The sequence below is a fragment of the Corynebacterium wankanglinii genome, from assembly GCF_013601005.1.
Classification (GTDB): Bacteria; Actinomycetota; Actinomycetes; order Mycobacteriales; family Mycobacteriaceae; genus Corynebacterium; species Corynebacterium wankanglinii.
This window is the reverse complement of record NZ_JABFED010000009.1, coordinates 15129-36805: the sequence shown is the minus strand read 5'-3', so window position 1 is coordinate 36805 and position 21677 is coordinate 15129. Positions and strand designations below refer to the sequence as shown.

23 protein-coding genes are annotated in these 21677 nt (G+C 64.9%); 8 read left to right on the top strand and 15 right to left on the bottom strand.

Annotation, left to right across the window (positions count from 1 at the left end; translation table 11 throughout):
• Positions 1-105: 105 nt before the first annotated feature.
• Genes HMA55_RS10545 through HMA55_RS10535 form a run of 3 tightly spaced genes read right to left on the bottom strand, consistent with a single transcriptional unit; the run spans position 106 to position 2197 of the window.
• Complete coding sequence (locus HMA55_RS10545; protein WP_181193006.1) at positions 106-837, bottom strand: hypothetical protein; 732 nt, start codon at positions 835-837, stop codon at positions 106-108.
• A gap of 11 nt (positions 838-848) precedes the next feature.
• Positions 849-1961: a DUF3152 domain-containing protein gene (locus HMA55_RS10540; RefSeq protein ID WP_181193005.1), complete on the bottom strand. Its 1113-nt coding sequence runs from the start codon at positions 1959-1961 to the stop codon at positions 849-851.
• Between the two features lie 11 nt (positions 1962-1972).
• Positions 1973-2197, bottom strand: coding sequence for a DUF3107 domain-containing protein (locus tag HMA55_RS10535; RefSeq protein WP_181193004.1), 225 nt, complete (start codon positions 2195-2197; stop codon positions 1973-1975).
• Positions 2198-2291: 94 nt separating this feature from the next.
• Here HMA55_RS10535 and HMA55_RS10530 point away from each other — a divergent pair, with 94 nt between their 5' ends.
• Both HMA55_RS10530 and HMA55_RS10525 read left to right on the top strand, forming a co-directional pair.
• On the top strand, positions 2292-3605 hold the full coding sequence (locus tag HMA55_RS10530; RefSeq protein ID WP_181193003.1) for a DEAD/DEAH box helicase: 1314 nt from the start codon (positions 2292-2294) through the stop codon (positions 3603-3605).
• Positions 3602-4813, top strand: a complete 1212-nt coding sequence (locus tag HMA55_RS10525) for an Rv3212 family protein (protein WP_181193002.1) — start codon at positions 3602-3604, stop codon at positions 4811-4813. The genes HMA55_RS10530 and HMA55_RS10525 overlap by 4 nt, the downstream gene beginning before the upstream one ends.
• A gap of 49 nt (positions 4814-4862) precedes the next feature.
• Here the strand turns inward: HMA55_RS10525 and HMA55_RS10520 are convergent, their stop codons facing one another.
• On the bottom strand, positions 4863-5321 hold the full coding sequence (locus tag HMA55_RS10520) for a hypothetical protein (protein ID WP_257802603.1): 459 nt from the start codon (positions 5319-5321) through the stop codon (positions 4863-4865).
• Positions 5322-5775: 454 nt separating this feature from the next.
• Here HMA55_RS10520 and HMA55_RS10515 point away from each other — a divergent pair, with 454 nt between their 5' ends.
• Both HMA55_RS10515 and HMA55_RS11570 read left to right on the top strand, forming a co-directional pair.
• Positions 5776-6039, top strand: a complete 264-nt coding sequence (locus HMA55_RS10515; RefSeq protein WP_034997533.1) for a WhiB family transcriptional regulator — start codon at positions 5776-5778, stop codon at positions 6037-6039.
• An 84-nt stretch (positions 6040-6123) separates the two neighbouring features.
• Positions 6124-6198, top strand: coding sequence for a 50S ribosomal protein bL37 (locus HMA55_RS11570; RefSeq protein ID WP_100227335.1), 75 nt, complete (start codon positions 6124-6126; stop codon positions 6196-6198).
• Between the two features lie 67 nt (positions 6199-6265).
• Here the strand turns inward: HMA55_RS11570 and HMA55_RS10510 are convergent, their stop codons facing one another.
• The 3 genes from HMA55_RS10510 to HMA55_RS10500 all read right to left on the bottom strand — a co-directional run bounded on the left by HMA55_RS10510 (position 6266) and on the right by HMA55_RS10500 (position 9115).
• Positions 6266-7564, bottom strand: coding sequence for a hypothetical protein (locus HMA55_RS10510; RefSeq protein WP_181193001.1), 1299 nt, complete (start codon positions 7562-7564; stop codon positions 6266-6268).
• 622 nt (positions 7565-8186) lie between these two features.
• The gene (locus HMA55_RS10505; protein ID WP_181193000.1) at positions 8187-8465 is read right to left on the bottom strand and encodes a mycothiol system anti-sigma-R factor; all 279 of its coding nucleotides are present in this window, start codon (positions 8463-8465) and stop codon (positions 8187-8189) included.
• Positions 8465-9115, bottom strand: a complete 651-nt coding sequence (locus HMA55_RS10500; protein WP_181192999.1) for a sigma-70 family RNA polymerase sigma factor — start codon at positions 9113-9115, stop codon at positions 8465-8467. Before HMA55_RS10500 ends, HMA55_RS10505 begins: the two co-directional genes overlap by 1 nt.
• Positions 9116-9160: 45 nt before the next feature.
• Here HMA55_RS10500 and HMA55_RS10495 point away from each other — a divergent pair, with 45 nt between their 5' ends.
• Positions 9161-9625, top strand: a complete 465-nt coding sequence (locus HMA55_RS10495) for an aminoacyl-tRNA deacylase (RefSeq protein ID WP_181192998.1) — start codon at positions 9161-9163, stop codon at positions 9623-9625.
• Here HMA55_RS10495 and HMA55_RS10490 read toward each other — a convergent pair.
• Positions 9612-10268 carry an SOS response-associated peptidase gene (locus HMA55_RS10490; RefSeq protein WP_181192997.1) on the bottom strand — a complete coding sequence of 219 codons (657 nt, stop codon included), beginning with the start codon at positions 10266-10268 and terminating at the stop codon, positions 9612-9614. The genes HMA55_RS10495 and HMA55_RS10490 overlap by 14 nt on opposite strands.
• Before the next feature lie 22 nt (positions 10269-10290).
• Here HMA55_RS10490 and aroA point away from each other — a divergent pair, with 22 nt between their 5' ends.
• A complete protein-coding gene (aroA, locus tag HMA55_RS10485; RefSeq protein WP_181192996.1) occupies positions 10291-11562 on the top strand; it encodes a 3-phosphoshikimate 1-carboxyvinyltransferase in 1272 nt (423 codons plus the stop codon).
• Positions 11562-12587 carry a ribosome small subunit-dependent GTPase A gene (rsgA, locus tag HMA55_RS10480; RefSeq protein WP_181192995.1) on the top strand — a complete coding sequence of 342 codons (1026 nt, stop codon included), beginning with the start codon at positions 11562-11564 and terminating at the stop codon, positions 12585-12587. The genes aroA and rsgA overlap by 1 nt, the downstream gene beginning before the upstream one ends.
• Here the strand turns inward: rsgA and HMA55_RS10475 are convergent.
• Together HMA55_RS10475 and HMA55_RS10470 are read right to left on the bottom strand one after the other, a co-directional pair.
• Positions 12561-13064: a DUF6912 family protein gene (locus HMA55_RS10475; RefSeq protein WP_181192994.1), complete on the bottom strand. Its 504-nt coding sequence runs from the start codon at positions 13062-13064 to the stop codon at positions 12561-12563. The two genes, rsgA and HMA55_RS10475, sit on opposite strands and share 27 nt — an antisense overlap.
• Positions 13064-13477 (bottom strand): HAD-IA family hydrolase, encoded by a 414-nt coding sequence (locus tag HMA55_RS10470; protein ID WP_181192993.1) that lies wholly within the window; start codon positions 13475-13477, stop codon positions 13064-13066. The genes HMA55_RS10475 and HMA55_RS10470 overlap by 1 nt, the downstream gene beginning before the upstream one ends.
• A gap of 278 nt (positions 13478-13755) precedes the next feature.
• Here HMA55_RS10470 and HMA55_RS10465 point away from each other — a divergent pair, with 278 nt between their 5' ends.
• Complete coding sequence (locus tag HMA55_RS10465) at positions 13756-14085, top strand: hypothetical protein (RefSeq protein ID WP_235961950.1); 330 nt, start codon at positions 13756-13758, stop codon at positions 14083-14085.
• 27 nt (positions 14086-14112) lie between these two features.
• On the opposite strand, the gene secA is transcribed toward HMA55_RS10465, so the two are convergent.
• From secA to mtrB, 5 genes are all read right to left on the bottom strand, one after another.
• Positions 14113-16677, bottom strand: coding sequence for a preprotein translocase subunit SecA (secA, locus tag HMA55_RS10460; protein ID WP_181192991.1), 2565 nt, complete (start codon positions 16675-16677; stop codon positions 14113-14115).
• A 181-nt stretch (positions 16678-16858) separates the two neighbouring features.
• Complete coding sequence (hpf, locus tag HMA55_RS10455; RefSeq protein WP_181192990.1) at positions 16859-17587, bottom strand: ribosome hibernation-promoting factor, HPF/YfiA family; 729 nt, start codon at positions 17585-17587, stop codon at positions 16859-16861.
• Positions 17588-17682: 95 nt separating this feature from the next.
• On the bottom strand, positions 17683-18309 hold the full coding sequence (locus HMA55_RS10450) for a ComF family protein (RefSeq protein WP_181192989.1): 627 nt from the start codon (positions 18307-18309) through the stop codon (positions 17683-17685).
• A 38-nt stretch (positions 18310-18347) separates the two neighbouring features.
• Entirely contained in the window at positions 18348-20057 is a 1710-nt protein-coding gene (lpqB, locus tag HMA55_RS10445) for an MtrAB system accessory lipoprotein LpqB (protein ID WP_181192988.1), read from the bottom strand.
• Complete coding sequence (gene mtrB, locus HMA55_RS10440; RefSeq protein ID WP_257802608.1) at positions 20044-21654, bottom strand: MtrAB system histidine kinase MtrB; 1611 nt, start codon at positions 21652-21654, stop codon at positions 20044-20046. Before mtrB ends, lpqB begins: the two co-directional genes overlap by 14 nt.
• Positions 21655-21677: the final 23 nt, after the last annotated feature.

The following is a 21677-nucleotide window of genomic DNA, read 5'->3' as shown; positions in this document are numbered from 1 at the left end:
GTGCTGCGTTCGGTCGTGTTCGTGGGACGAGGTATGCCCTCGGTTCACGTGCGGCAGGAGGCACGGGTAACGGTCGGTGAACGTTCATGGGCCAGATTGTGTCATCTACTCCGACGCGAGAGTCTCTTGCACCCTCTCGGCTATCGAACTCACATTCGAACCACTGGCTTTCGCGCAGGCCACACGGTACTCCAACGCGCGACGCGCCAGCTCCCGGAGACCCGCAACATGTGCCCACCGATCCAGCACCGCTGCGTCCACGGCCCCGGCCATCAGGCCGTCCACAATCACCAGGGCGGCGGTGTAGCCGCGGGGGCGCTTGCCAGCGGACGGCACAAGATCCGTCAGCGTGGGCACCGCATCGCCGGCGAAGAGCAGACAGGAGGCGAAATCCGTGTGCGCCACCACGTCTCCCGCTTGTGGCGTATAGCCGCGCCACACCGCGCGTTCAGCGCTATCGAACGCGTCTGCACGGCTGGCGGATGGCGCATCGATGCCGTCCATGGCGTCGTCGAAGCGCAAGGCGGCGGCCACCGTTTCGTCGATACGCGCAAGCACCCGGCCGTCAACGAACTCGCTGGCCTTGAACCCTCCTACGACGAGGCGGCCGTCCGTCGCACGCACCGGGCGGGAGACCCCGATCCCGGGGCCGAACTCCCCGGCGCGCTCACGCGCCTTGCCCGACCAAGCCGCGGTCGCGCTTGCCTGGGAGACGACCACTCGCCCGTAACGCACGCCGTTGTCCCACGCGGCACCCAGCGGTAACCCCACCCGGCCGTCCAGCTGGAACGCCGAGAGTACGTGCTCGGGGATCGCCGAAGCAGTGTTGTTGGCCACCTGCAGCCCTCCTAGAGCACCGCGGGACGCGGGTACGGCCACGGGTTGGGGCGGCACGTATCCGCGTTGTCCGGGTACTGGTCATCCGGATTCATCTCACGCAACTGGGCGTTATTCAGACTGAGCGTCTGCTGCATCATGATCGGCGCTAGAGCGTTAGGCTCCGGGCACGGCACATGATCCGCAAAGCCAAGCGCGTGGCCCACCTCATGGTTGACCACGTACTGGCGGTAGCTGCCCAAGTCGCCTTGGAACGGCACTGCGCCACGGACCCAGCGCGACTCGTTGATCAAAACGGTGTCTTCGCCGGTAATTCGCGTACGACAGCTCGTCTCTGTTCCCAACTGCGCCCCGCACAGCTCAGCGGTAGTGTCCAACGACGCCAAGCGGATTTTCAACGTCGGGTTGTCCCCCACGCCCACGTGCTCGAAGCGGAAGCGCGGGTCGTTGATCCACCCTCTCGGATCACTCAGTGTCGCATCCACCAGATGGGCAAACGCGTTGTCTCCGCCGTAGCCGGAGCTGTCGATGCCACGCTCGACCTCCACAGCGAAGCGGACCACCAGCTCGGTGCCCTCGCCCGCGGTCATCCCCGGCGCTCCCACCTCGTAGAACGTCCCCTCCCCGGTGGTGGTGTAGCTTCCGCCGGGCGGCAAGTCGTGGGGGTCGAACTCGCCTTCCGCGATCTTCGCCGGCTCCAGCGGTTTCACACCATCAGTATTTTCCCCTGGCTCCGCAGGCGAGGCCGCACCTTTATAGGCACCCGATGCCTCCGGGGAGCCGAGCGCGACATCTTCCGGGTTTTGCACCATGTTGATCAGCACAAACACGGTGATAACGGCAAGCACGGGAATGGCATACGCGCGCCATCCATATTCGCGTGCAAACGCGGTCAGCGCGCTGTCGGCACCAGCCGCGACGCGGCTGGACCTGGACTGGGGCGCCCGCGAGGCGTCGTCAAGCGCCCTATGCTCTCGAGACTTCTGCGCGGGTACCGCGCCCCCCGACTCGAGGTCCCAGCTGTCAAACCAGTCAGCGAAATCCTCGTCGCCGGAGCGGCGCTGCGCCTCGTGGGCGCCGCTACCCCGGCCACCCCGCTCGTGCGCGCCGTGCCGTTGTGCCATGAAAGCGTAATTTAGCGCATGAATCCGACAGACCGGGCCGCGGCAGTTCCCTGCTCCACGTACACGATGCGGTCCGTGCGGATCAGGTAGATGCGCCCCTTGTCGTCCTCGACCTTCAGCGTGGCCTGGCCGCCGCTAATCGCCTGTTCGACGGTGGCGATGATGTCCTCCTGCCCCTCAGGGAGTTTGATTGTCAGTTCGCGCGGGCTGTCTGCGAGGCCGATCTTGATATCCATTGTGTCGCTCACTGTCCTTCACATCATTCGCTTCAGCGGTATTCCGCTCTGCAACAGTGGCCCTATTGTAACGGCCTGCCGCTAGGATGAACGCGTGCCCCATTCAGCTGAGAGAGTTCGCAACCGCCCCCGTAACGGCGCTCAGACACCTGCGCCGACATTCTCTCAGCTAGGTGTCGCCGCCGAGATCGCAGAGGCGCTCGCGCAGCGCGGCATCGTCCGGCCGTTTTCTATCCAGGAGCTCACACTGCCCCGGGCGTTGATGGGCCGCGACATCATCGGCCAGGCCCGCACCGGAATGGGCAAAACCTTGGGTTTCGGGGTGCCGCTGTTGGACCGGGTTTTCGATGACGCGGACATCGAAGAACTCGACGGCACCCCGCGGGCGATGGTTGTCGTCCCCACCCGCGAGTTGGCGGTGCAGGTCGGGGAGGACCTCGCCCACGCGGCGTCGCTGACCCCGGTGAGGGTAGCCACCATCTACGGCGGCACGCCCTATGAAGATCAGATTGCCGCGTTGCACGACGGAGTCGACGTGATCGTCGGTACGCCCGGCCGCCTGATCGATTTGTACGAGCGCGGCGATCTGACGCTGTCCGCCGTTGCCATCTTGGTCCTCGACGAGGCCGATGAAATGTTGGACATGGGTTTTCTGCCCGACATTGAGAAGCTGTGGGCCGCGGTACGCCAGGACGCGCAAACGATGCTGTTCTCCGCCACCATGCCCGGGACCATTCTCACGTTGGCGCGTTCGAAGATGCGCAAGCCGGTGCATATCCGCGCCGAGGCGGCAGACGCGCCGAGCACCCACGACACCACCCGCCAAGTGGCGCTGAAATCTCACCGCATGGACAAAACCGAGGTGGTCGCCCGGATCTTGCAGGCACGTGGGCGGGGGCGCACCATCATTTTCGCCCGCACGAAGCGGTCTGCGGCGGAACTCGCAGACGACCTTGCCCAACGCGGCTTCACCGTCGCGGCGGTGCACGGTGACCTGGGGCAGCGAGCTCGAGAGGCGGCGCTCGACGCTTTTCGACGTGGCTCCGCCGACATCCTCGTCGCCACCGATGTGGCGGCCCGGGGCATCGACGTGGAGGATGTGACCCACGTAATCAACTTCCAGACTCCGGATGATCCGATGACGTATGTGCACCGCATCGGCCGCACTGGCCGCGCTGGCAAGAAGGGCACGGCTGTGACCTTGGTCGGGTACGACGAGGTGCGCAAGTGGGAAGCTATTAACGACGAGCTGTCGCTCGGCGCCCGCGACTTGCCGGAATGGTTCTCCACCTCGCCCGAGCTGCGTGCGGCGCTGAACATCCCGGACTCAGCTACTGAACGGGTCGGCCACCCGCGTAAAGTGCTCGGGGCACGACCAGCAAAGCCTTCAGGAAGGAAACGGCGATGAATACTCCCCTGCGTCGCACCCGCGGCGATCTGATCGCTACCGGAGTGATCGCAGGCGTCTCAGCGCTGCTGCTGGGCACCGCCTTTTTCACTGCTCCCGCGCGTGACGCGCATTTGGTATCCGCCGAGGAGGAGCAGCAGGATTACGGCCAGTTGGCCGTGGTGCCGAAGTCGTTCAGCGAGGGGTTCACGCTGACCGATACGTCCGGGCGCGACCAGCCCCTCGTGGCCAACGGTTTGGTTGTCACCTACAACGACCACACGTTGACGGCCACCACGCCGGAAGGCGAGACGGTGTGGACGTACGAGCGGCCGAACGAGCTATGTCTTGTGGACCAGGCGTGGGGCAAAGTTGTGGCCACCTACCGCGACAACGCCGGTTGCGGGGATGTGGTGGCGATAGACGCGAAGACGGGCACCTACGCCGGCACCCGCTCAGCCATTGCGCCGGAACGCGTCGTCCGTCTGGCCTCCAATGACCGCGTGGGCTACGCGAGCTCAGAGCGTGCCGAGGTGTGGCGCTCAGACCTCGTTCGCACGGTGGAGTACGGCTATGTGGAGGCCAAGCAGGAGCCGGACATGCAGCCGCACGAGTGCACCATTACTTCCGCGCTCACCCGCACCGAGCTGGTGGCGGTGACAGAGGTGTGCGACGATGGCGCGTTTTTGCGCTTGCAGGAGGCCACCCCGGAGGATTCACGGAAGCCAGAGGTCCTTGCGGACGTCGAGATCAGCCCGGACGCCTACCTGGTGGCTATCTCCCAAGACGCAGCAGCTGTCTACGACCCAACTGCGTCTGAAGTGCGCGGGTACAACAAGGAAGGCACGAGCATCAGCTCGTCCTCGGTGCCCCAGATGGATAGCCCGGAAGTTGGCCCGGACGGGATTATCAAAAACTTGCCGGTGGCGGATCTTCCGCACCATATGACGTATTGGGAGAATAATTCCCTGCTGCTCATGGAGCCCGCCGCCCTCGCGGTTACCGGCGTGTTCCAGGGGGCGCTGGGTACCGGTTTCTCCGCAGGAGAAAAGCTGCTCTACGCCTCTGACAGCGGAATCGCCGTAGTGGATTGGGATAAAAATGCGGTGGACACGATCATTCCCGTTGACCGGGGAGGCTACACCGGCCCGGTGCACATTACGTCCGCGGGTGCGACTGTGGTGGAAAAGCGAGGCGACCAGGTGGTCGTATTAAGGGCGAACACCTAGCAATTCCGACTTCCCCCTGGTGCACAGCCTCTCCTGCGCAGCGCAGCACCTAGCGTCTCGCTTTTCGCTGCGCGTACCGCGCCTCGTTGTAGTCGCGCGATGCCGGGTGAAAGATGCCGACGAGCGCCAGCACGGCCGACGCTAACGTTGCGGCGCCGAGCAGCGGGACACCCCCGCGGAACATATAGACGGCTACCCCGGCCAAAATCGCCTCCACCAGCACCACCGCGCCTGTTGCCCGCGGATTGCCTTTGAGAGTCGAGACCGCTGCGTATCCCACGAAGCCGAAGATGATGACCAAGAAGGTTGCTGTGCCGATGTTCACGTAGTTCGCCGCGGCCGACTCAGATTCCAATGTCGATGTGTGGTCGGTGAATTGGGAGACGATCAGACTGGCTGCGTAAGCGAACATGGCGGCGCACTGCACCAGGACGACAATCGCGCTGAAACGCATGACGGCGGGAACGGTTCCCGGGACTGTCTGGTCGGGTTCATTGGTAGTTTCCACATCCACGGAGTCTATGCCCTGCACCGGCGTACCCCCAGTCGCATCTGTGATTTGACGCTTCCTACTCGCCTAGGACAACTCGGTTTTCCCAGTTCAGAACCCAGATCCGCACCTGGTCTTAGGGCTGCGCGCTACACTCCCAGCGGCAAATAATGGGTTACATTCTATGATTCCCGTCACAATTTGGCCCGCTCCCCTAGCGCGGTGTAGGTGAACATGCCATTATTTTCGGGTAGCAAAAATAACGGGCTGGTTACACAGCCCTTAACCCTAGGCCACCACAGGGTTAACGCCCGGTAAACCGGAAGACGGGCCCCGCCTCCAACGGGGAACTCCGCCCGGCACCAGGAATCAAACTTCGTTTGCAACGCATCCGCTTCGCGCGGGTGTTTGTGGTGCGCACGTAATTGCACATGGACACAACACACGCATTTCGATTCTAAGGAGAGTCATCATGGATTGGCGCCACGAAGCTATTTGCCGCGACGAGGACCCGGAACTGTTCTTCCCCGTCGGCAACTCCGGCCCGGCCCTGAGCCAGATCGCCCAGGCGAAGCTGGTCTGCCACCGCTGCCCCGTCACCTCCCAGTGCCTGAAGTGGGCACTTGAAACCGGCCAGGACGCCGGTGTCTGGGGCGGCCTGTCCGAGGAGGAGCGCCGCGCCCTGAAGCGCCGCAACAAGGCTCGCGCACGCAACCGCGCTCGCCTCTCGGCGTAACTCGCCTCCGGATTACCCGCCGGGGAGTGCCGGGCGATACAGTGGAACACCTGTAACCGGTACCCATGGCTAAAGGAGGCCCCCATGAGCAAGCGTGGTCGCAAGCGCAAGGATCGTCGCAAGAAGAGCGCTAACCGCGGTAAGCGCCCTAACGCATAAGCGCGACGCACATAAGTAAGGGCCCTTCCCACTCGGGAAGGGCCCTTACTTATGTGTTTTCTCGCCCCTACTGCATCATCAGGAAGCCGGCACCAAGTCCGAGGATGGCCAGCGCGGCAACAACTCCGCCGATAATGGCCGCGATGTTCGGGCCAGCAGCCTGCTTCGGCGCTTCTTCGTGCGCCGCCTTTGCCTGCTTGACCGGCTGGACGTTGTCCGCCTTCGCGGGCTGCTCAGCTGCCGTTTGGTCTGCGGGGACCGTACCCAGAAGGGCCACCGCGTCATCCTTGTCGTCCTGGGCAGCGATCTCGGCAGAGGCGTTATCTGCAACCTCCACTGGCTCCATGCGCTCAACCTCGAGGCTCTGCTTCGGCTGCTCCACCTCAACCTCGTCAGCTACCTGCACCCGGGCACCGATGGACTTGGCGTAGGCACCGATACGCGGGTTGTCGAGCTTGAGCATGTCCCAGTCGGCCGGTACGAACACTTTGCCGTTGGGGGTGTCGGCGAAGTACGCCTGCTCCGAGTAGTTGAAGTTTGAGAACTGGTAGTCGTAGTTCATCACCGAGTGGTAGCCGGACTGCATCGGCGCCCGATCAGGAATGCTGGCGGTCTCCTCCTGGGCACCCCAGTGGCGCAGACCGAGGGTGTGGCCAAACTCGTGGAGGATCGAGTTGCGCAGCTGCTCTTCCGAAGCTTTCATCCCCGGGTTGGCTACGTAGAAAGAGTTGTCGCCGACCAGCGAGAGTCCGGTGCTGTTGGAGCCGTAGCGCATGCGATCCCCGATCACACCAGGGCGGAAGATATTGTTGCGCGGCCCGAGATCCTGCACTGTTTGGACCAGCTGGATGCCCTCGGGGGTGCGACCGTCAAAGTAGGCGGGGCGGAATTCCAGCGTTTCACCACCGAAGCGGTCGCGGTAGTTCGGGATGTTGGAGTAGTAATCGCCGGCATCGATGTGCAGGTTGATGCCGTGAGCGTCGAACAGGTCCACCAGTTCATCCAGGGACCGCGTGGCCGGGGCATAGGACTTGCGGTTGGCCTGCGCGCACTCGCGCACCTCGCGACGAGCGCAGTCCAGGCTGTCATACTCCGAGCCCATCCAGTTCAGCTGCAGGAACAGGTCCGGCCGGTGGGGGTCCGCTCCCCAGTCCGGTAACGGGATCTCCGTACCGTCGGCGAGGACAACACCCTCTTCCTCCCAGATGTCCGGGATTCCGTCGCCGTCCGAATCTACGAGGCCACCGGTGTTAGTGGTGATGGGAGCAATCTCGATCTCGGACGCTGCCTCTGCGACGTTCACACCAGAGAAGGCGATTGCTGCGGCGAGGGCTGCTGCGACACTGTTTCGGAATGCGGCTCGCATCTCGATTGCTCCTTGGTCTCGGTTCCGGGGTGCCCGGTGGGGTTTGTTCTCTTTGTTACAACCCACAGTTTATGCACCAAGTATGCGCAGGTAAACCGCACCGAAAGCCCGCAGAAAAGCGACCGGATCGTTGAACATTCTTTCCGGATTGTTCAACGTTTCCATCCATTCTGGACTGCGGATTGTTCATCAATCCAACCTGCCTTCCGGACCCCGCGCGGACATTGTTCAACGATCATCTACCGGCCACTGGTGGATGGTTGAACAATCTATGGATTATGTAAATTATGCACTCTCGGGTAATTTTTTAGGCCATCTCTATTTCAGGGCGCTCACCTGCAGTTTCTTTTTATCTACATAACTTACTTTCTCTCAGGGTGGGGAAATCGCCTGTATCGGAGGGGGGATCGCGCCGGATTGTTCAAAGATCCGCGGATTGTTCACCACTTTCGCGTTACACGTCACCCCCGCTTTTTACCCCCGGTCGCTCGAACGCATCAGTTTCCTAGCAAAGAACCCCCAATTGCCCAGCAAAAAACCCGCAGCCAGCAGGCTACGGGCAGTGATTTCGTCCGGACAACCGCCGGACGTGCAGCGATGCTGCGAGTACCAGAGCGTGAATCTAACGGTATTGCACCTCTGTGTAAGTAACCGTGGTGATAGAGGCGATGATGCGCTGGCGCAGCGGCTCCGGCGCCTTGGCGGGACCACAACAATCGCGCACCATCGCGCGTACGTCGCGCTCCGAACGCGCGATAGCCATGCACTCCGGGCAAGAAGCGAGGTCGCTTGTGATGGCCTCGCGCCGCTCCGCAGTGGTGTCCTCGTCGAAGAGCTCGCACAGCAAACGGTGGGTAGCTTCGCAGCCGTGAGCGCCGGTGTGGGTGTGTCCGGTGGACATTACTTCTCCTTCGCGTCCTGTGCGGTGGCGGGCGCATCGGGCGTACCAGCCATGTCTGCATGGTCAAGGCCGATGCCCCGCTCTTGTGCCACGTCTTTCAACATCCCACGAAGCTGTTTTCTTCCCCGGTGCAGGCGGCTCATGACAGTGCCGATGGGAATGTCCATCACCTCCGCGATCTCCTTGTACGCCAAGCCCTCCACGTCCGCGTAGTAAACCACCATGCGGTAGTCCTCATTCAACGCGTTAAGGGCGTCAGAGATGCGCGAGTTCGGCATAGCCTTCAGCGCCTCAACCTCTGCGGATTCCAGACCTGTGGAGTCGTGGGAGCTCGACGTGTACAGCTGGTTGTCCGTCACCTCGTCTGCGGAGGTCACCAGGGGGCTGCGCTGCTTCTTGCGGTAGGAGTTGATGTACGTGTTGGTCATGATCCGGTACAGCCACGCCTTGAGGTTGGTGCCCGGGGTGAAGCTGCCGAAATTCTTGTAGGCCTTTAAATAGGTCTCTTGCACCAAGTCCTCGGCGTCCTGCGGGTTGCGCGTCATGCGCAGCGCACCGCCGTACAGCTGGTCCAAAAGCGGCATCGCTTCGCGGTTGAAGCGCGCCTTCAGGTCATCGCTCACGCCGTAATCTGGCTCGGTTTCGGGCATGCACGCCATTGTAGGGCCACCCACCGCCGCCGCTACGCTGTCCCCATGGCCGAGAAAACCCGCGCGCTGACCGCACTGCACAACACCGAGCACGATGTGCTCACGTACTCCCCCAGCCAAGATCACTTCGGCGAGCACGCCGCGGTGGAACTCGGACTGGACCCGGCAGCGGTGTTGAAAACCCTGGTGATCGCCCATGAGCGCGACTTGGCAATATGTTGCGTGCCGGTAGCCGGGCACCTGTCGTTGAAAGCTGCGGCGAAGGCTCTGGGGTGGAAGCGCGCAGAGATGGCCGATCCCGCCAAAGCGCAGCGGGCCACCGGCTACGTCGTCGGCGGCATCTCTCCTCTGGGCACGTTGCACGCGCTGCCGACGCTTATCGACGCCTCCGTGGCCGACCTGCCCGCCATCACCGTCTCCGCCGGCCAACGCGGGCTATCGGCTCGTCTGCGCCCCGCCGACCTCGCCGCGCTCACGGGCGCCAGGTTTGCGCCGATCAGCGTCCCATAAGCTCCGCGTAATCGTGGCGGGTGTTACCCACCTCCTGGGCGGCCTCGTTCCACACCAAGCTCTCCGCCACGCGCGACGGGCGCACCAGATCCAGGGCGTCCTCGGGTGTTCCCTCGACCCACTGCCGGATTTCATCCTCGCGCAGGAACAGTGGCAAGCGGTGGTGTAGCCAGGCCATGCTGTCTGCCGCATCGGTGGTCACCATCGTCGTGGACAGGCGCCCCAGCCCGGTTTCCCAAAGCGCCGCGGCGTAGAGCATGCCGTCTTCCGCACGCACGAAGTAGGGCTGCTTGCCGTTTTCGGTCGCCTTCCACTCGTAGTAGCCGTCCAACACCATCAGCCCGCGGCGCGCCTTAAACGCGCTTCGGAATGATGGCTTCTCCGCCACGGTCTCACCGCGGGCGTTGAACAGCGGCGGGCCGGTCTCGTCCTTTTTCCAGCTGGGCAGAAGGCCCCACCGCGCGGCGTCGATACGCGCTTCGCTCTCGGCGATCCGAATCAACGGCACCTGCTGGGTGGGAGCGATGTTGTAGCGCGGCGGCGGGGTCCCGTCGGGGGCCTGCACCTCCGCAATACCGGGCAGGGCGGCCACCGCCTCCATGAGGTCGTCGCCGGAAGTGAAAAGAACGAATCGTCCGCACATGCCCTCCATTATTATTGCCCGCATGACCGAGATGTGGCCCGCGCCGTTCCACCCCAGCCCGATCGCCCACACCCAAGAGGTGCCCGGGTCCAAATCGATGACCAACCGCGCCTACATCCTCTCGGCGCTCGCGTCTGGCCCCTCCACGATCACGGGCGCACTGCGCTCCCGCGACACGGACCTGATGGAGGCCGCCCTGACCGCGATGGGCACGCGGATCGAGCACGACGGCGAGACCATCCACGTCACTCCGGGCAAACTGCACGGCGCGACCGTCGATTGCGGCTTGGCCGGCACGGTGATGCGGTTTGTCCCACCTGTGGCGGTGTTCGCCGATGGCCCCGTGCTTTTCGACGGCGACGCCCACGCCCGCAACCGCCCCATGTCCACCATCTTGGACGCTCTGCGCACACTCGGAGCATCCGTGGCGGGCGAGACATTGCCGGTGACCGTCCACGGCAACGGCCGCGCCGAAGGCGGCCCCGTCGAAATCGACGCCTCTGCTTCCTCCCAGTTTGTCTCCGGTCTGTTGCTCTCCGCACCGCGGTTCGAGCGCGGCGTGCAGATCCGCCACACCGGCGGCCCGCTACCGTCCATGCCGCACATCGAAATGACGGTGGCCATGCTCGCAGACGCCGGCGTGAAGGTGGAGGCGAGCGTCAACTCCTGGACAGTGGAGCCGCAGGCGATCTGCGGGACCCATTGGGTGATTGAGCCGGACCTCTCCAACGCCGCGCCGTTCTTGGCTGCCGCTGCGGTCACCGGCGGCGAGGTACGCATCCCGCACTGGCCTGTTGTGACCACCCAGCCGGGCGCGACCATGATCTCCATTTTGGAACGCATGGGCTGTGAGGTGGAGCTGGTTGCGGACGGTGCCGGCCACACCCTGCGAGTGCGCGGCCCGGAACCGGGGCGCCTGCGTGGCATCCGCCTCGACATGAGCGACATCGGCGAGCTTGCCCCCACCGTCGCCGCCATCGCGGCATGCGCCACCACTGCGACGGAGATCACCGGCATCGCGCACCTGCGCGGCCACGAAACCGACCGCCTGTCCGCACTCTCCAACGAGATCAACGGGCTGGGCGGCCGCTGCGAGGAGCTCGGCGATGGGCTGCGCATCACCCCAACGCGTATGCGCGGCGGGGTATGGCACACCTACGACGACCACCGCATGGCTACCGCCGGCGCCATCATCGGGCTTGTCACCAAGGGGGTTGAGGTGGAAAACATCGGCACCACGTCCAAGACCCTGCCCGGGTTCTCCGACATGTGGGCGGGAGTGGTGGCGCAGTAATGGGCCGCAGCTTCGCCGACTACGACGAATCCGATGTGCGCGTGCGCCCCGGGAAAGGGTCCCGCCCGCGCTCGAAGAACCGCCCCACTCACGACGACGCGGAGTTTGGCCTCGTAGTGGCCAAAGACCGCGGGCGCTGGGGCGTGGTGTTGGACGGGAGCGGCACCCGCGTGCAGTGCACCCGTGCCCGCGAACTGAAGCGCACCTCCATCGAGGTAGGCGACCGCGTGGGGGTGGTCGGCGACACCTCCGGGGACAAGGACACCCTTGCGCGCATAGTCAAACGCGAAGACCGCACCTCGGTCTTGCGCCGCACAGCCGACGACACAGACCCGTACGAGCGCATCATCGTGGCCAACGCGCAGCTCATGCTCATCGTCGTGGCAGCCGCCGACCCGCCGCCGCGCACCGGGTTCGTCGAGCGCGCGCTCATCGCCTCCTTCGTAGGTGGTGTCACCCCCGTCGTGTGTGTGACGAAGACCGACCTGGCGGACCCGTCGGACTTCGAACGCGAACTGGCCGCGATGGGGGTGGAGGTTCTGCGCACCGGCGTAGAAGACGGTGTGGAACAACTCCGCGCACTCATCGCCGGGCGTGTGTCCGCCCTGATCGGTCACTCCGGCGTAGGGAAATCCACCTTGGTCAACCGGATCGTGCCGGACGCGGACCGGGAGACGGGCGAGGTCTCAGGCGTGGGCAAGGGCCGTCACACCTCCACTCAGTCTGTTGCGCTGGAGGTTCCCGGCGGGGGCTGGATCATCGACACCCCAGGCATCCGCTCTTTTGGACTGGCCCACGTCGCCCCAGAGCAGATTGTCGGCGTGTTTCCAGATCTCGCGGAGGCCGCGGAGCGCTGCCCGCGAGGCTGCACCCACCTCGGCCCGCCAGCGGACCCCGAGTGCGCATGGGACGAGCTTGACCCCGACTCCCCCGTCGGCCGCCGCGCGGCAGCGGTGCGAGGCCTGCTGAAGGCCCTGCACTCCAATAACGAGTGGGAGTTAAAGCAGCTCGACGAGGACAGGTAGCTCGCTCGGATCGTAGAACGCCATGTAGTTGTCCTGGGCGTCACCCACCGTCAACTCGGCGTCCTCGTCTCCGAGGTCAGCGGCGTCCACGACCTCAATGGCCCTCGCCGTAGCCTCTTCTGCCTCCGCGATATCCACGTGGATTGCCGCGACGTCTTCGAGCTTGACCGGGCCTGCGAGCTTCACCACCGATTCGCCCATCTCCGGGTCGGCGGTGGCTTCGGCGTCGGGCACGTCAGCGGAGATAACCACGCGGCGGTGCGGGTGGCGCTCCTCGTCGCCGATTGCCAGCAAGCGGATCGACGCGAGCGCCGCATCGTCGAACGCCACCGCCTCAATCTCCTCCTCATCGCCGGAGGTGAAGAACTCGTGCAGCGCCTCGGTGGCGGCGAACGCCCAGCCGTTGCGGGCATGGATCAGACGATGCTCTTCGAGCGAGGCCAGCATGCCGAACGTGGCAGGGAGGTAAACGCGCATTAAAACTCGCCCTCGATATCAAACAGGGACTGGATCTCCACCGCGGTGCGGTCGATGGCGGTGTGCAGGATGCCGATCATGTCGTACTCCACTGCGGCGCGGACATTCATAATGTCGTCGTCGATCATGACGCACTCGTTGAGCTCCACCCCGACCGCGTCTGCGGCAGCCTGGAACGCCGCGCGCTCCGGCTTCTCCGCCCCGATCTCGCCGGAGAGCACGACCGCGTCAACCACGCCGCCGAATTCCCACTCGCGGATCTTCTCAGCCGCCTCGCCGTCGCCCTCCTCATTGGACAGGATCCCCACGGCGATGTCTTTGTCCTTCACCGCCCGGATCAGGGTCTTCCAGCGCTTTTCGTCCTCTGCACCGGTGTCCAACACGCCTGCGTAGTCGATGATCAAGCCCTGCACGGAAACCCTCTTTCGTTTGTTGCCTCGCGGATGCGTACTTTAGTGAGCACACCCTTTACACGGGCGGCTGCGAACGTGGACAATGATACCTACCCCGCAGCCAGCCCGTCCCCCTCCACCGCGCGCCGCCTGCCCAACGCGAGGCGCCCAAGAGTGAGGGAGAACCACCACGCATGTACTACACCGCCCCGGGCCACCGGCACGTTCAGGTGCTCGTGCCTCGCACCAGCCCCACCTCGGCTAGGTCGGCTACCCCAACGGGAACGCCCCCACGGCCCGTGCCCGGCTCGACCGGGCCGGAGCGTGATGCGGACCCCGTTGTCACCGAAGCCCTCACCGCCGCCCTGAGCCAAGACCGGGCGACCTCCATGATGGCCTGGCGCTTCGCCCCAGCGGTACGCGCACACATCCGCGCAAGGCAGCGCGCCGCCGCACTCACCACGGCGAAAACGCCCACCACCCCCGCGCAGGGCAAGGTGAGGGTACTCACCTGCCACACCCGCGAGGGTGGAGAATTTTTCGGCACCGTCCAAGCCGCCGACGGCACCAAGAAGGCCTACGCCGCCAAAATCGAAGGCGGCAAACTCGTCTCCTTTAAGGTGCTCTAGCGTCAGCTCGTCGCCAAGCTATCGCAACTAGACCACCGTGGAGCCGCCCGCTTCTGCGGTCTGTTCAGCGGGGGCTTGGTTTTCAAACTGCTTGCGCATGGCGAACAGCTGGCGCACGGTCTCCTCTTGGACGGCCTCGTTCATCGCGTTGAACATGTCGCCGCCCTCCTTCTGGTACTCCACCAGCGGGTCGCGCTGCGCCATCGCGCGAAGGCCGATGCCTTCCTTCAGGTAGTCCATCTCGTAGAGGTGCTCGCGCCACTTCGTGTCGATGATCGGCAGAATCACCATGCGCTCCAAGTTGCGCATTTGCTCCTCGCCGCCGATGGCGGAGATGTTCTCCTCCAGGTTGTCGTACTGGGCGTTAGCGTCGTCGATAAGCGCCTGGCGCAGCTGGTCGGAGGTGAGCTCACCTGCACGGCCGTACTCGTCGCCGTCAATGAGTTCCTGGGCGCTGACATTCGGCCCGTACAGGGAATCAAGCGCGTTCCACAGCTCGTCCAGATCCCAATCTTCCACGTAGCCCTCTGCAGTCGCGCCGTCCACGTACGCGCCGATGGTGGACTCGATCATGCGGCGGACCTGGCCGGCGATGTCCTTCGAATCCAGGATCTCCTGGCGCTCGCGGTAGACCACCTTGCGCTGCTCGTTGAGCACCTCGTCGTACTTGAGCACGTTCTTGCGCATCTCAAAGTTCTGGTTTTCCACCTGAGACTGCGCACCCTTGATCGCGTTGGAAACCATCTTTGCCTCAATCGGCACATCATCCGGCACGTTGAGGCGGTTCATCATGTTCTCCATGGACTGGCCGACGAAGCGCACCATCAGCTCGTCGCGCATCGAAAGGTAGAAACGGGTCTCACCCGGGTCACCCTGGCGGCCGGAGCGGCCGCGCAGCTGGTTGTCGATGCGGCGCGACTCGTGGCGCTCAGTGCCGATGACGTACAGGCCGCCAGCCTCGCGCACCTCGTCGCCGAGCTGCTGCGAGCGCTCCTTGGCAACGGGCAGCTGCTCGTTCCACGCCTCCTGGTAGCGCTCCTCGTCCTCGAACGGATCCAGGCCCTGCGACTGCAGCTTCGCGTCCAGGAGGATTTCCGGGTTGCCGCCAAGCACGATATCGGTACCGCGGCCGGCCATGTTGGTGGACACCGTCACCTTGCCCGGCAGGCCGGCCTCGGCGATGATGCGGCCCTCTTCCTCGTGGTACTTCGCGTTGAGGACGTTGTGCTCCACGCCCTTGCGTGTGAGCAGCTGAGACAGGTATTCGGAGCGCTCCACCGAGGTGGTGCCCACCAGCACGGGCTGGCCTTTGGCCACGTGTTCCGCGATGTCCTCCGCCACTGCGGCGAACTTGGCCTCCTGGGTCTTGTAAATCAGGTCGTCGCGGTCCGTGCGCTGGTTCGGGCGGTTCGGCGGGATCTGCACGACATCCATCTTGTAAATCTGGTGCAGCTCCGCCGCCTCGGTCTCAGCGGTACCGGTCATGCCGGACAGCTTGTCGTACAGGCGGAAGTAGTTCTGCAGCGTCACCGTTGCGAGGGTTTGGTTCTCGTTTTTGATCTCCACCTGCTCCTTGGCCTCGATCGCCTGGTGCATGCCCTCGTTGTAGCGGCGGCCCGCAAGCACGCGGCCGGTGAAGCCGTCCACGATCATCACCTCGCCCTGGCGGATGATGTAGTCCTTGTCGCGCTCGAAGAGCTCCTTCGCCTTGATGGCGTTGTTGAGGTAGCTCACCAGCTGCGAGTGCTCCGGCGCGTAGAGGTTGTCGATGCCCAGCTGGTCCTCGACGAACTCCACGCCCTCCTCGGAGATGCCCACGGTGCGCTTGCGCTGGTCCACCTCGTAGTGGATGCCCTCCCGCATGCGCGGGGCAAGCTGCGCAAACACGGTGTAGAACTGGCTGGAGCCGTCCACCGGGCCGGAGATGATCAACGGGGTGCGGGCCTCGTCGATGAGGATGGAGTCCACCTCATCCACGATGGCGAAGTTGTGGCCACGCTGGACGATGTCGTTGACGGAGCGCGTCATGTTGTCGCGCAGGTAGTCGAAGCCGAGCTCGTTGTTGGTGCCGTACGTAATGTCCGCGTCGTACGCCTTTTTGCGCTCGGCCGGGCGCATGTCGGACAGGATCACGCCCACCTCCAGGCCCAGGAAGTGGTGCACGCGGCCCATCATCTCAGCGTCGCGCTTTGCCAGGTAGTCGTTCACCGTCACCACGTGGACGCCTTTGCCCGACAGGGCGTTGAGGTACGCCGGCAGCACGGAGGTCAGGGTCTTGCCTTCACCCGTTTTCATCTCGGCGACGTTGCCGAAGTGCAGGGCGGCGCCACCCATGATCTGCACCTTGAAGTGCTTTTGGCCCAGCACACGCCACGACGCCTCGCGGGCCGTGGCGAAAGCGTCGAGCAGGATGTCATCCAGGCTTGCGCCGTCGGCGAGCTTCTCCTTGAACTCAGCGGTCTTGCCCTTGAGCTCCTCATCGGTCAGCGCGGAGTACTCGTCGTCGAGCGCCATCACCTGATCGGCGATTTTGGCGAGACGCTTGACGGTGCGCCCCTCACCGGCACGGAGCAGCTTTGACAGTCCAAACACGTGTGCAGAGTCCTTTACTACTGGTCTGACAGGGCCATGGTGATACAACCGGCCATTGTACGCACGCCTCCCGCCGTATAGACAACCTCATAGGCACCTCACAGTTACGCCAATGCCTGGAAACAAAAACCCGCATCGTCCTGAAATTCGGAAAGATGCGGGCTTCGGGGGGGATGGCCGTCTAACCGGCAGCTCCCGCGGCCTCCCCTTCGGCGGCGAGCTCGATCAAGCCGTAGTCGAAGGCATGGCGGCGGTACACCACGGCCGGACGGTTGGTCTCCTCGTTAATGAAAAGGTAGAAGTCGTGCCCCACCAGCTCCATCTCGCTCAGCGCGTCGTCCACGCTGCGTGGCGTGTTGGAGTGGACCTTCGAGCGCACGATCTGGCCCGGAACAACGTCTTCGACCTGGCCCTCATACGGGTCGACGTCGTATTTGCCGACCTCTTTGGTCGCGCGCTCCTGCTCAGCCTTCGCGTCCGCCTCCATCTCAGCGGCCAAGACGCCGGTGCTCTTCGGCGCCCGGTGGCCGGACATGGCGATGTTGCGGCGGGCCTTAACCTTGCGCAGGGAGCGCTCCAGCTTGTCCACGGCGGCCTCAAGCGCAGCGTAGAAGTTCTCCTCTTTCGCCTCTGCGCGGGCGAGGTGGCCGGAGCCGGTGGCGGTGATTTGGATGCGCTCCGCTTCCGACTCGCGGCGTGGGTTCGGCTCGTGCTTCAGCTCCACATGGAACGACTTCAGCGTCGGGTCAAGCTTTTCGATCTTGGCAAGTTTGCCGTTCACTCGTTCCTGGAAGTGCTCCGGGACCTCAACGTTTCGCCCGGTGATAGTTACCTGGGCTTCCGGGCTCAGCGTCTCGTCCTGGTTCGGGGCGGCCGGCGCGGTGTTCGGGTTGCGGTCTGCAGACGTCATCTGCGTCCTCCCTTGCGGTAGTAGGAACTGTGTCCACCACCACTATACAACTGGTTATGACCAATTCCGGCGGTTTCGGTTAAAGGATGCTGTGACTAGGCGGCGCACAGCGTCACGCACGCGGCAACGTCCACCCCGTGCGAAACCAGGATCGCCGTGCTGGCCTGCAACGTAGCTCCTGTAGTGACCACATCGTCCACCACGACAACCCGCCCCGACGGCGCACCGGCCAACCGCACCCTCCCCGCCAGGTTGGCGCGACGAGCGGCCTCGTCCAACCCTGACTGATCCGCGGCGCGCGGATCCAGCGCCAATACCGGCGCGACGGGGCGGCCGCTTGCCCGGCAGACCTGCTCCACCGGGTCTCCCCCGCGGGCGCGCGCGGATCTGGCACGGGTCGGGGCCGGCACGAGCACCGCACCAGATGGGATGTCCCCGCGCGCCTCCAGGTATTCCAGCGCGGACGCCAGCACCGCACCGACGTAGCGGCGCACCGCGAGGTGGTTGCGCTCCTTCATCGCCAGTACGACGCTTCGGTGCGGGTCGGCGTACGGCCCGAGTGCGAACACGGGCACGTGCGGGCCGGAGTTTGGGAATACGCGCTGCGGCGGAGCGGCTAGCCCCACCCGGCACGAGGCGCACAGCAGCGCACCCGGGCGGCGGCACCCCGCGCAGGCGCGCGGCAGCAGTAGCTCGCCCACCTGCGCTACGACGTTGCCCATCTCCACCCCCTTTTCCCCACCGAGAGATTACCGAAAACTCAACGCGAAGTGATGGGCAGCGCGCGCACGCTCTCCAGCCCCGGCACCTCGCGCCAAATGGGGTTGTCAGCGCCGGAGGCCGGCACCTGCAGCAGCGCGTTAGCGTCGGTGACGTACAGCGTGCTGGGAGAAGCAGCCACCGCCACCACCGGCGCGGAGATGTTGCCGGAAGACATCGCGGTCATGGAGGAACCGTCCTGCTCCACGCGCATCACCGGTGTCGTTGACGTTGTGCCGACCAGCAGCGAACCGTCCGGCCGCCATTCCGCGGAGATGATGCCGCCGGCCAGCTCTTGGGCGTACTCGTAGACGTTTACAATGGAGCGCTCTCCGGACGCCTGGCGGCGCACAATACCGGTGTACAGGCGGCCGCCGATCACCATGACCACCCGCGTGCCTGTGCGTGAAAGCCGCAGCACGGAGATGTTGCCGTCCACGCCTTCGGGCAACTCCACCTTCACCTCCCCGGTGGTTAGGCTGCCGGTGGCGGCGGACTGCACAGTGCGCAGGATGCGCTTGCCGTCCGCGACCGCCCAGACCGCTTCCGCTCCGGGCTCGAATGTGGGGCGGGTGAACGTGCCGGCCCGCATGACCTCGTGCTCGGCGCCTCCGAACTTGCCCAGCCGGAACACGTCCTCCGTGGCGTCTCCTGGTTTGCCAAAGATCGCGGCCCATTGGCCGTCGCCGGCGATGTCCACCGCCGAGACATCCGTCGCGCTGCCGAGCGTGCCCTCCACCGGCTGCGTGGAGCGCTCCTCCACACGGACCACTTTGCCGCCGGACAGTGCATACAGCGTGGTTTCCCCGACGGTTTCCACAAGGGGGCTGGCCGCGATGAAATCGTCGGTTTCCAGGTCGGACGCGCCGTCGACAAGCGGTTGCCCGTCCGCCTTGAGCACGTAGGGGCCGGTGACACCCGCGGACGCGAGCGTCCACACCACCTGCGCGGCGAAGCGGGCGCGCTCGTCTTCGCTCACCCCCGCGAACCCCGCGAAGGTGTACGCGCCCTCCTGCTCGCCCGTGTACGACGCGCTGGACGGCAGCGAGCTGGTCAGCGCAGGGCGCAGGCGCTCGGAAGGGCCCTCCATGAGTAGCCCGATCAGGTCGCTCGCCAGCATTTCGCGGCGTGAATGCACCCAGCGGCGGTCCGTGACCAGCTCCCGGTCGTCTTCGTCGAAGAAGTACAGGTTGTAGGGCTGGTACTGGTTGCGCAGTTCCGTGCGCTCCAACACCACGCCCTCGGGCAGCGAGGAAATACGCCACTGCCCGTCGACCATCTCCATGTCAATGGTGGCCTCGTAGGTGCCGCGCTCCGGTGTGTACGCGCCGCCTTGGCGCACCGTTCCCACCACAGCTCCGTGTACCGCGTAGCTGCGCTGGCCCACCGAGGAACCTGGCAGGGTGGTCATTCCGATACTGTCCACGACCAGCTTCTGGCCGCTGGGGTCCCAGGCAGCCGATGCGCCCTCGGTGAGGTAGGCCCTCGCCGCTTCGTAGTCCGAGTCGGGCCGCGCGGACGCCGAGTAGAAGTCGCGCAACAGCAAATCCGGCTCCTGGTCCTTCTTCGGGCCAGCCGCCTGCGTCTCCGTCTCCGCGGGCGTGAAGGAACGGATCACGTGCGGGGCGGAGTTCGTGGGCAGCGACGCGCAGCCAGCCGTCGCCCACACCGCAGCCACGGTCAAGCAGGTGAGTGTCTTACTCGCACGCATCGGTGCCCTCCTGGAGCTCTTGCTTATCGACGTCCTCCGGTTGCCCACCCTCAGCCTCAACCCCGGCGGCAAGCGGGGCGTCACCGCGCGGCGGCTCCAGCGGCAGCGGCGACTCTGTATATCCCGCCTCCAGGTCGCGCGGCAGGACTAACCGGAACTGCGAGCCCACGCCAAACTCGCCCACCGCATCCAGCACACCGCCGTGAAGCTGCGCGTCCTCCCTGGCGATGGCGAGGCCCAAGCCGGTGCCGCCGGAGTGCCGTTTGCGGGACTTGTCCGCGCGCCAGAAACGGTTGAACACCAGCTCGTCCTCGCCCGGCTTCAATCCCACGCCGCCGTCGGTGACAGTGATGGCCACGGCCTCTTCGTTTGAGCGCATCCGAACAGTGACCGGATTGCCCTCCGAGTGGTCGATGGCGTTGGCCATGAGGTTGCGCACAACCCTCTCGATGCGGCGGGCGTCGCCCTCGAGCATCTGCGGCTCGTCCGGGATATCGAAAATGACATCCACGTCCAGCTCGTCGGCAAGATGGCGGGTCTGCTGCCACGCGGACTCGACCGGCTGCCTGGCGTCAACGCTCGCAGGCGAGAGTTCCGCCACCCCGGCGTCGTGCCGGGAGATCTCCAACAGGTCGTTGAGCAGGGATTCGAAGCGGTCCAGCTCGCTGATCATCAGCTCGGAGGCCCGCTTTGTCGCCGGTTCCAGCGAATCCTCGTTGGCGGCGATCATGTCCGCAGCCATACGGACCGTGGTCAGCGGCGTGCGCAGCTCATGCGAAACGTCGGAAGTGAATTGGCGCTGGAGCGATCCGTACTCCTCGAGGTTGCTGATCTGCTTGCTCAGCGCATCCGCCATGTCGTTGAAGGACATGGCGAGCACGGCCATCTCATCTTCGCCGTCCACCGGCATTCGCTCGCGCAGGTGCCCGGACGCAAAGCGCTGCGCGGTACGCGAAGCAGAGCGCACCGGCGCGACGATCTGCTGGGACGCTAGCCACGAGATACCCATCAGCAACACCACCACGATCACCGCCGCGGAAGCCAGGATGCCGCGCATGAGTGCAACGGTGGAGGCCTCACTTTCCATGTTCATCACGATGTAGAGGCGCAGATTAGGCACGTCGGCGTTGGTCGGCGTGCCGACGATGAGCGCGTCGTACGCGGAGCCGTCCGGCCGCTCCACCGACGCGAACTGGTAGGCAACGTTGCCGTCCGTGACAAAGTCCCCGAGGCGTTTCGGTATCTGGTAGGCCTCCGGCGACGACGTCACCGAGCCGTTGGGGGCTTCCACCACCAGCACGGGTTCGTAGAAACTGGCCGAGTCGCCGCTTTCCTGCGCACGCTGGGTCAACCCGGCGCGCGCAGAGTTCAACCGCGCCTGCAGCGATGCCGATGACCCGGAGTTGGCCAACTGGTATTCCACCGTTGCTCGGGCGCGCTCGATCTCCACTGTGGCGGCGTCGATCTTCGCGGCGGTGATCCGGTCGGTGACCACGGATGCCAAGGCGAAGCCGAGCACCGACATGACAACGGTGGACACGAGCAGCACCGTGCCCACGAAGCGCACCTGCAGCCGGGTGGTCCAGGCGTGCCGGATCCGGTCACGGCCACGACGTATGG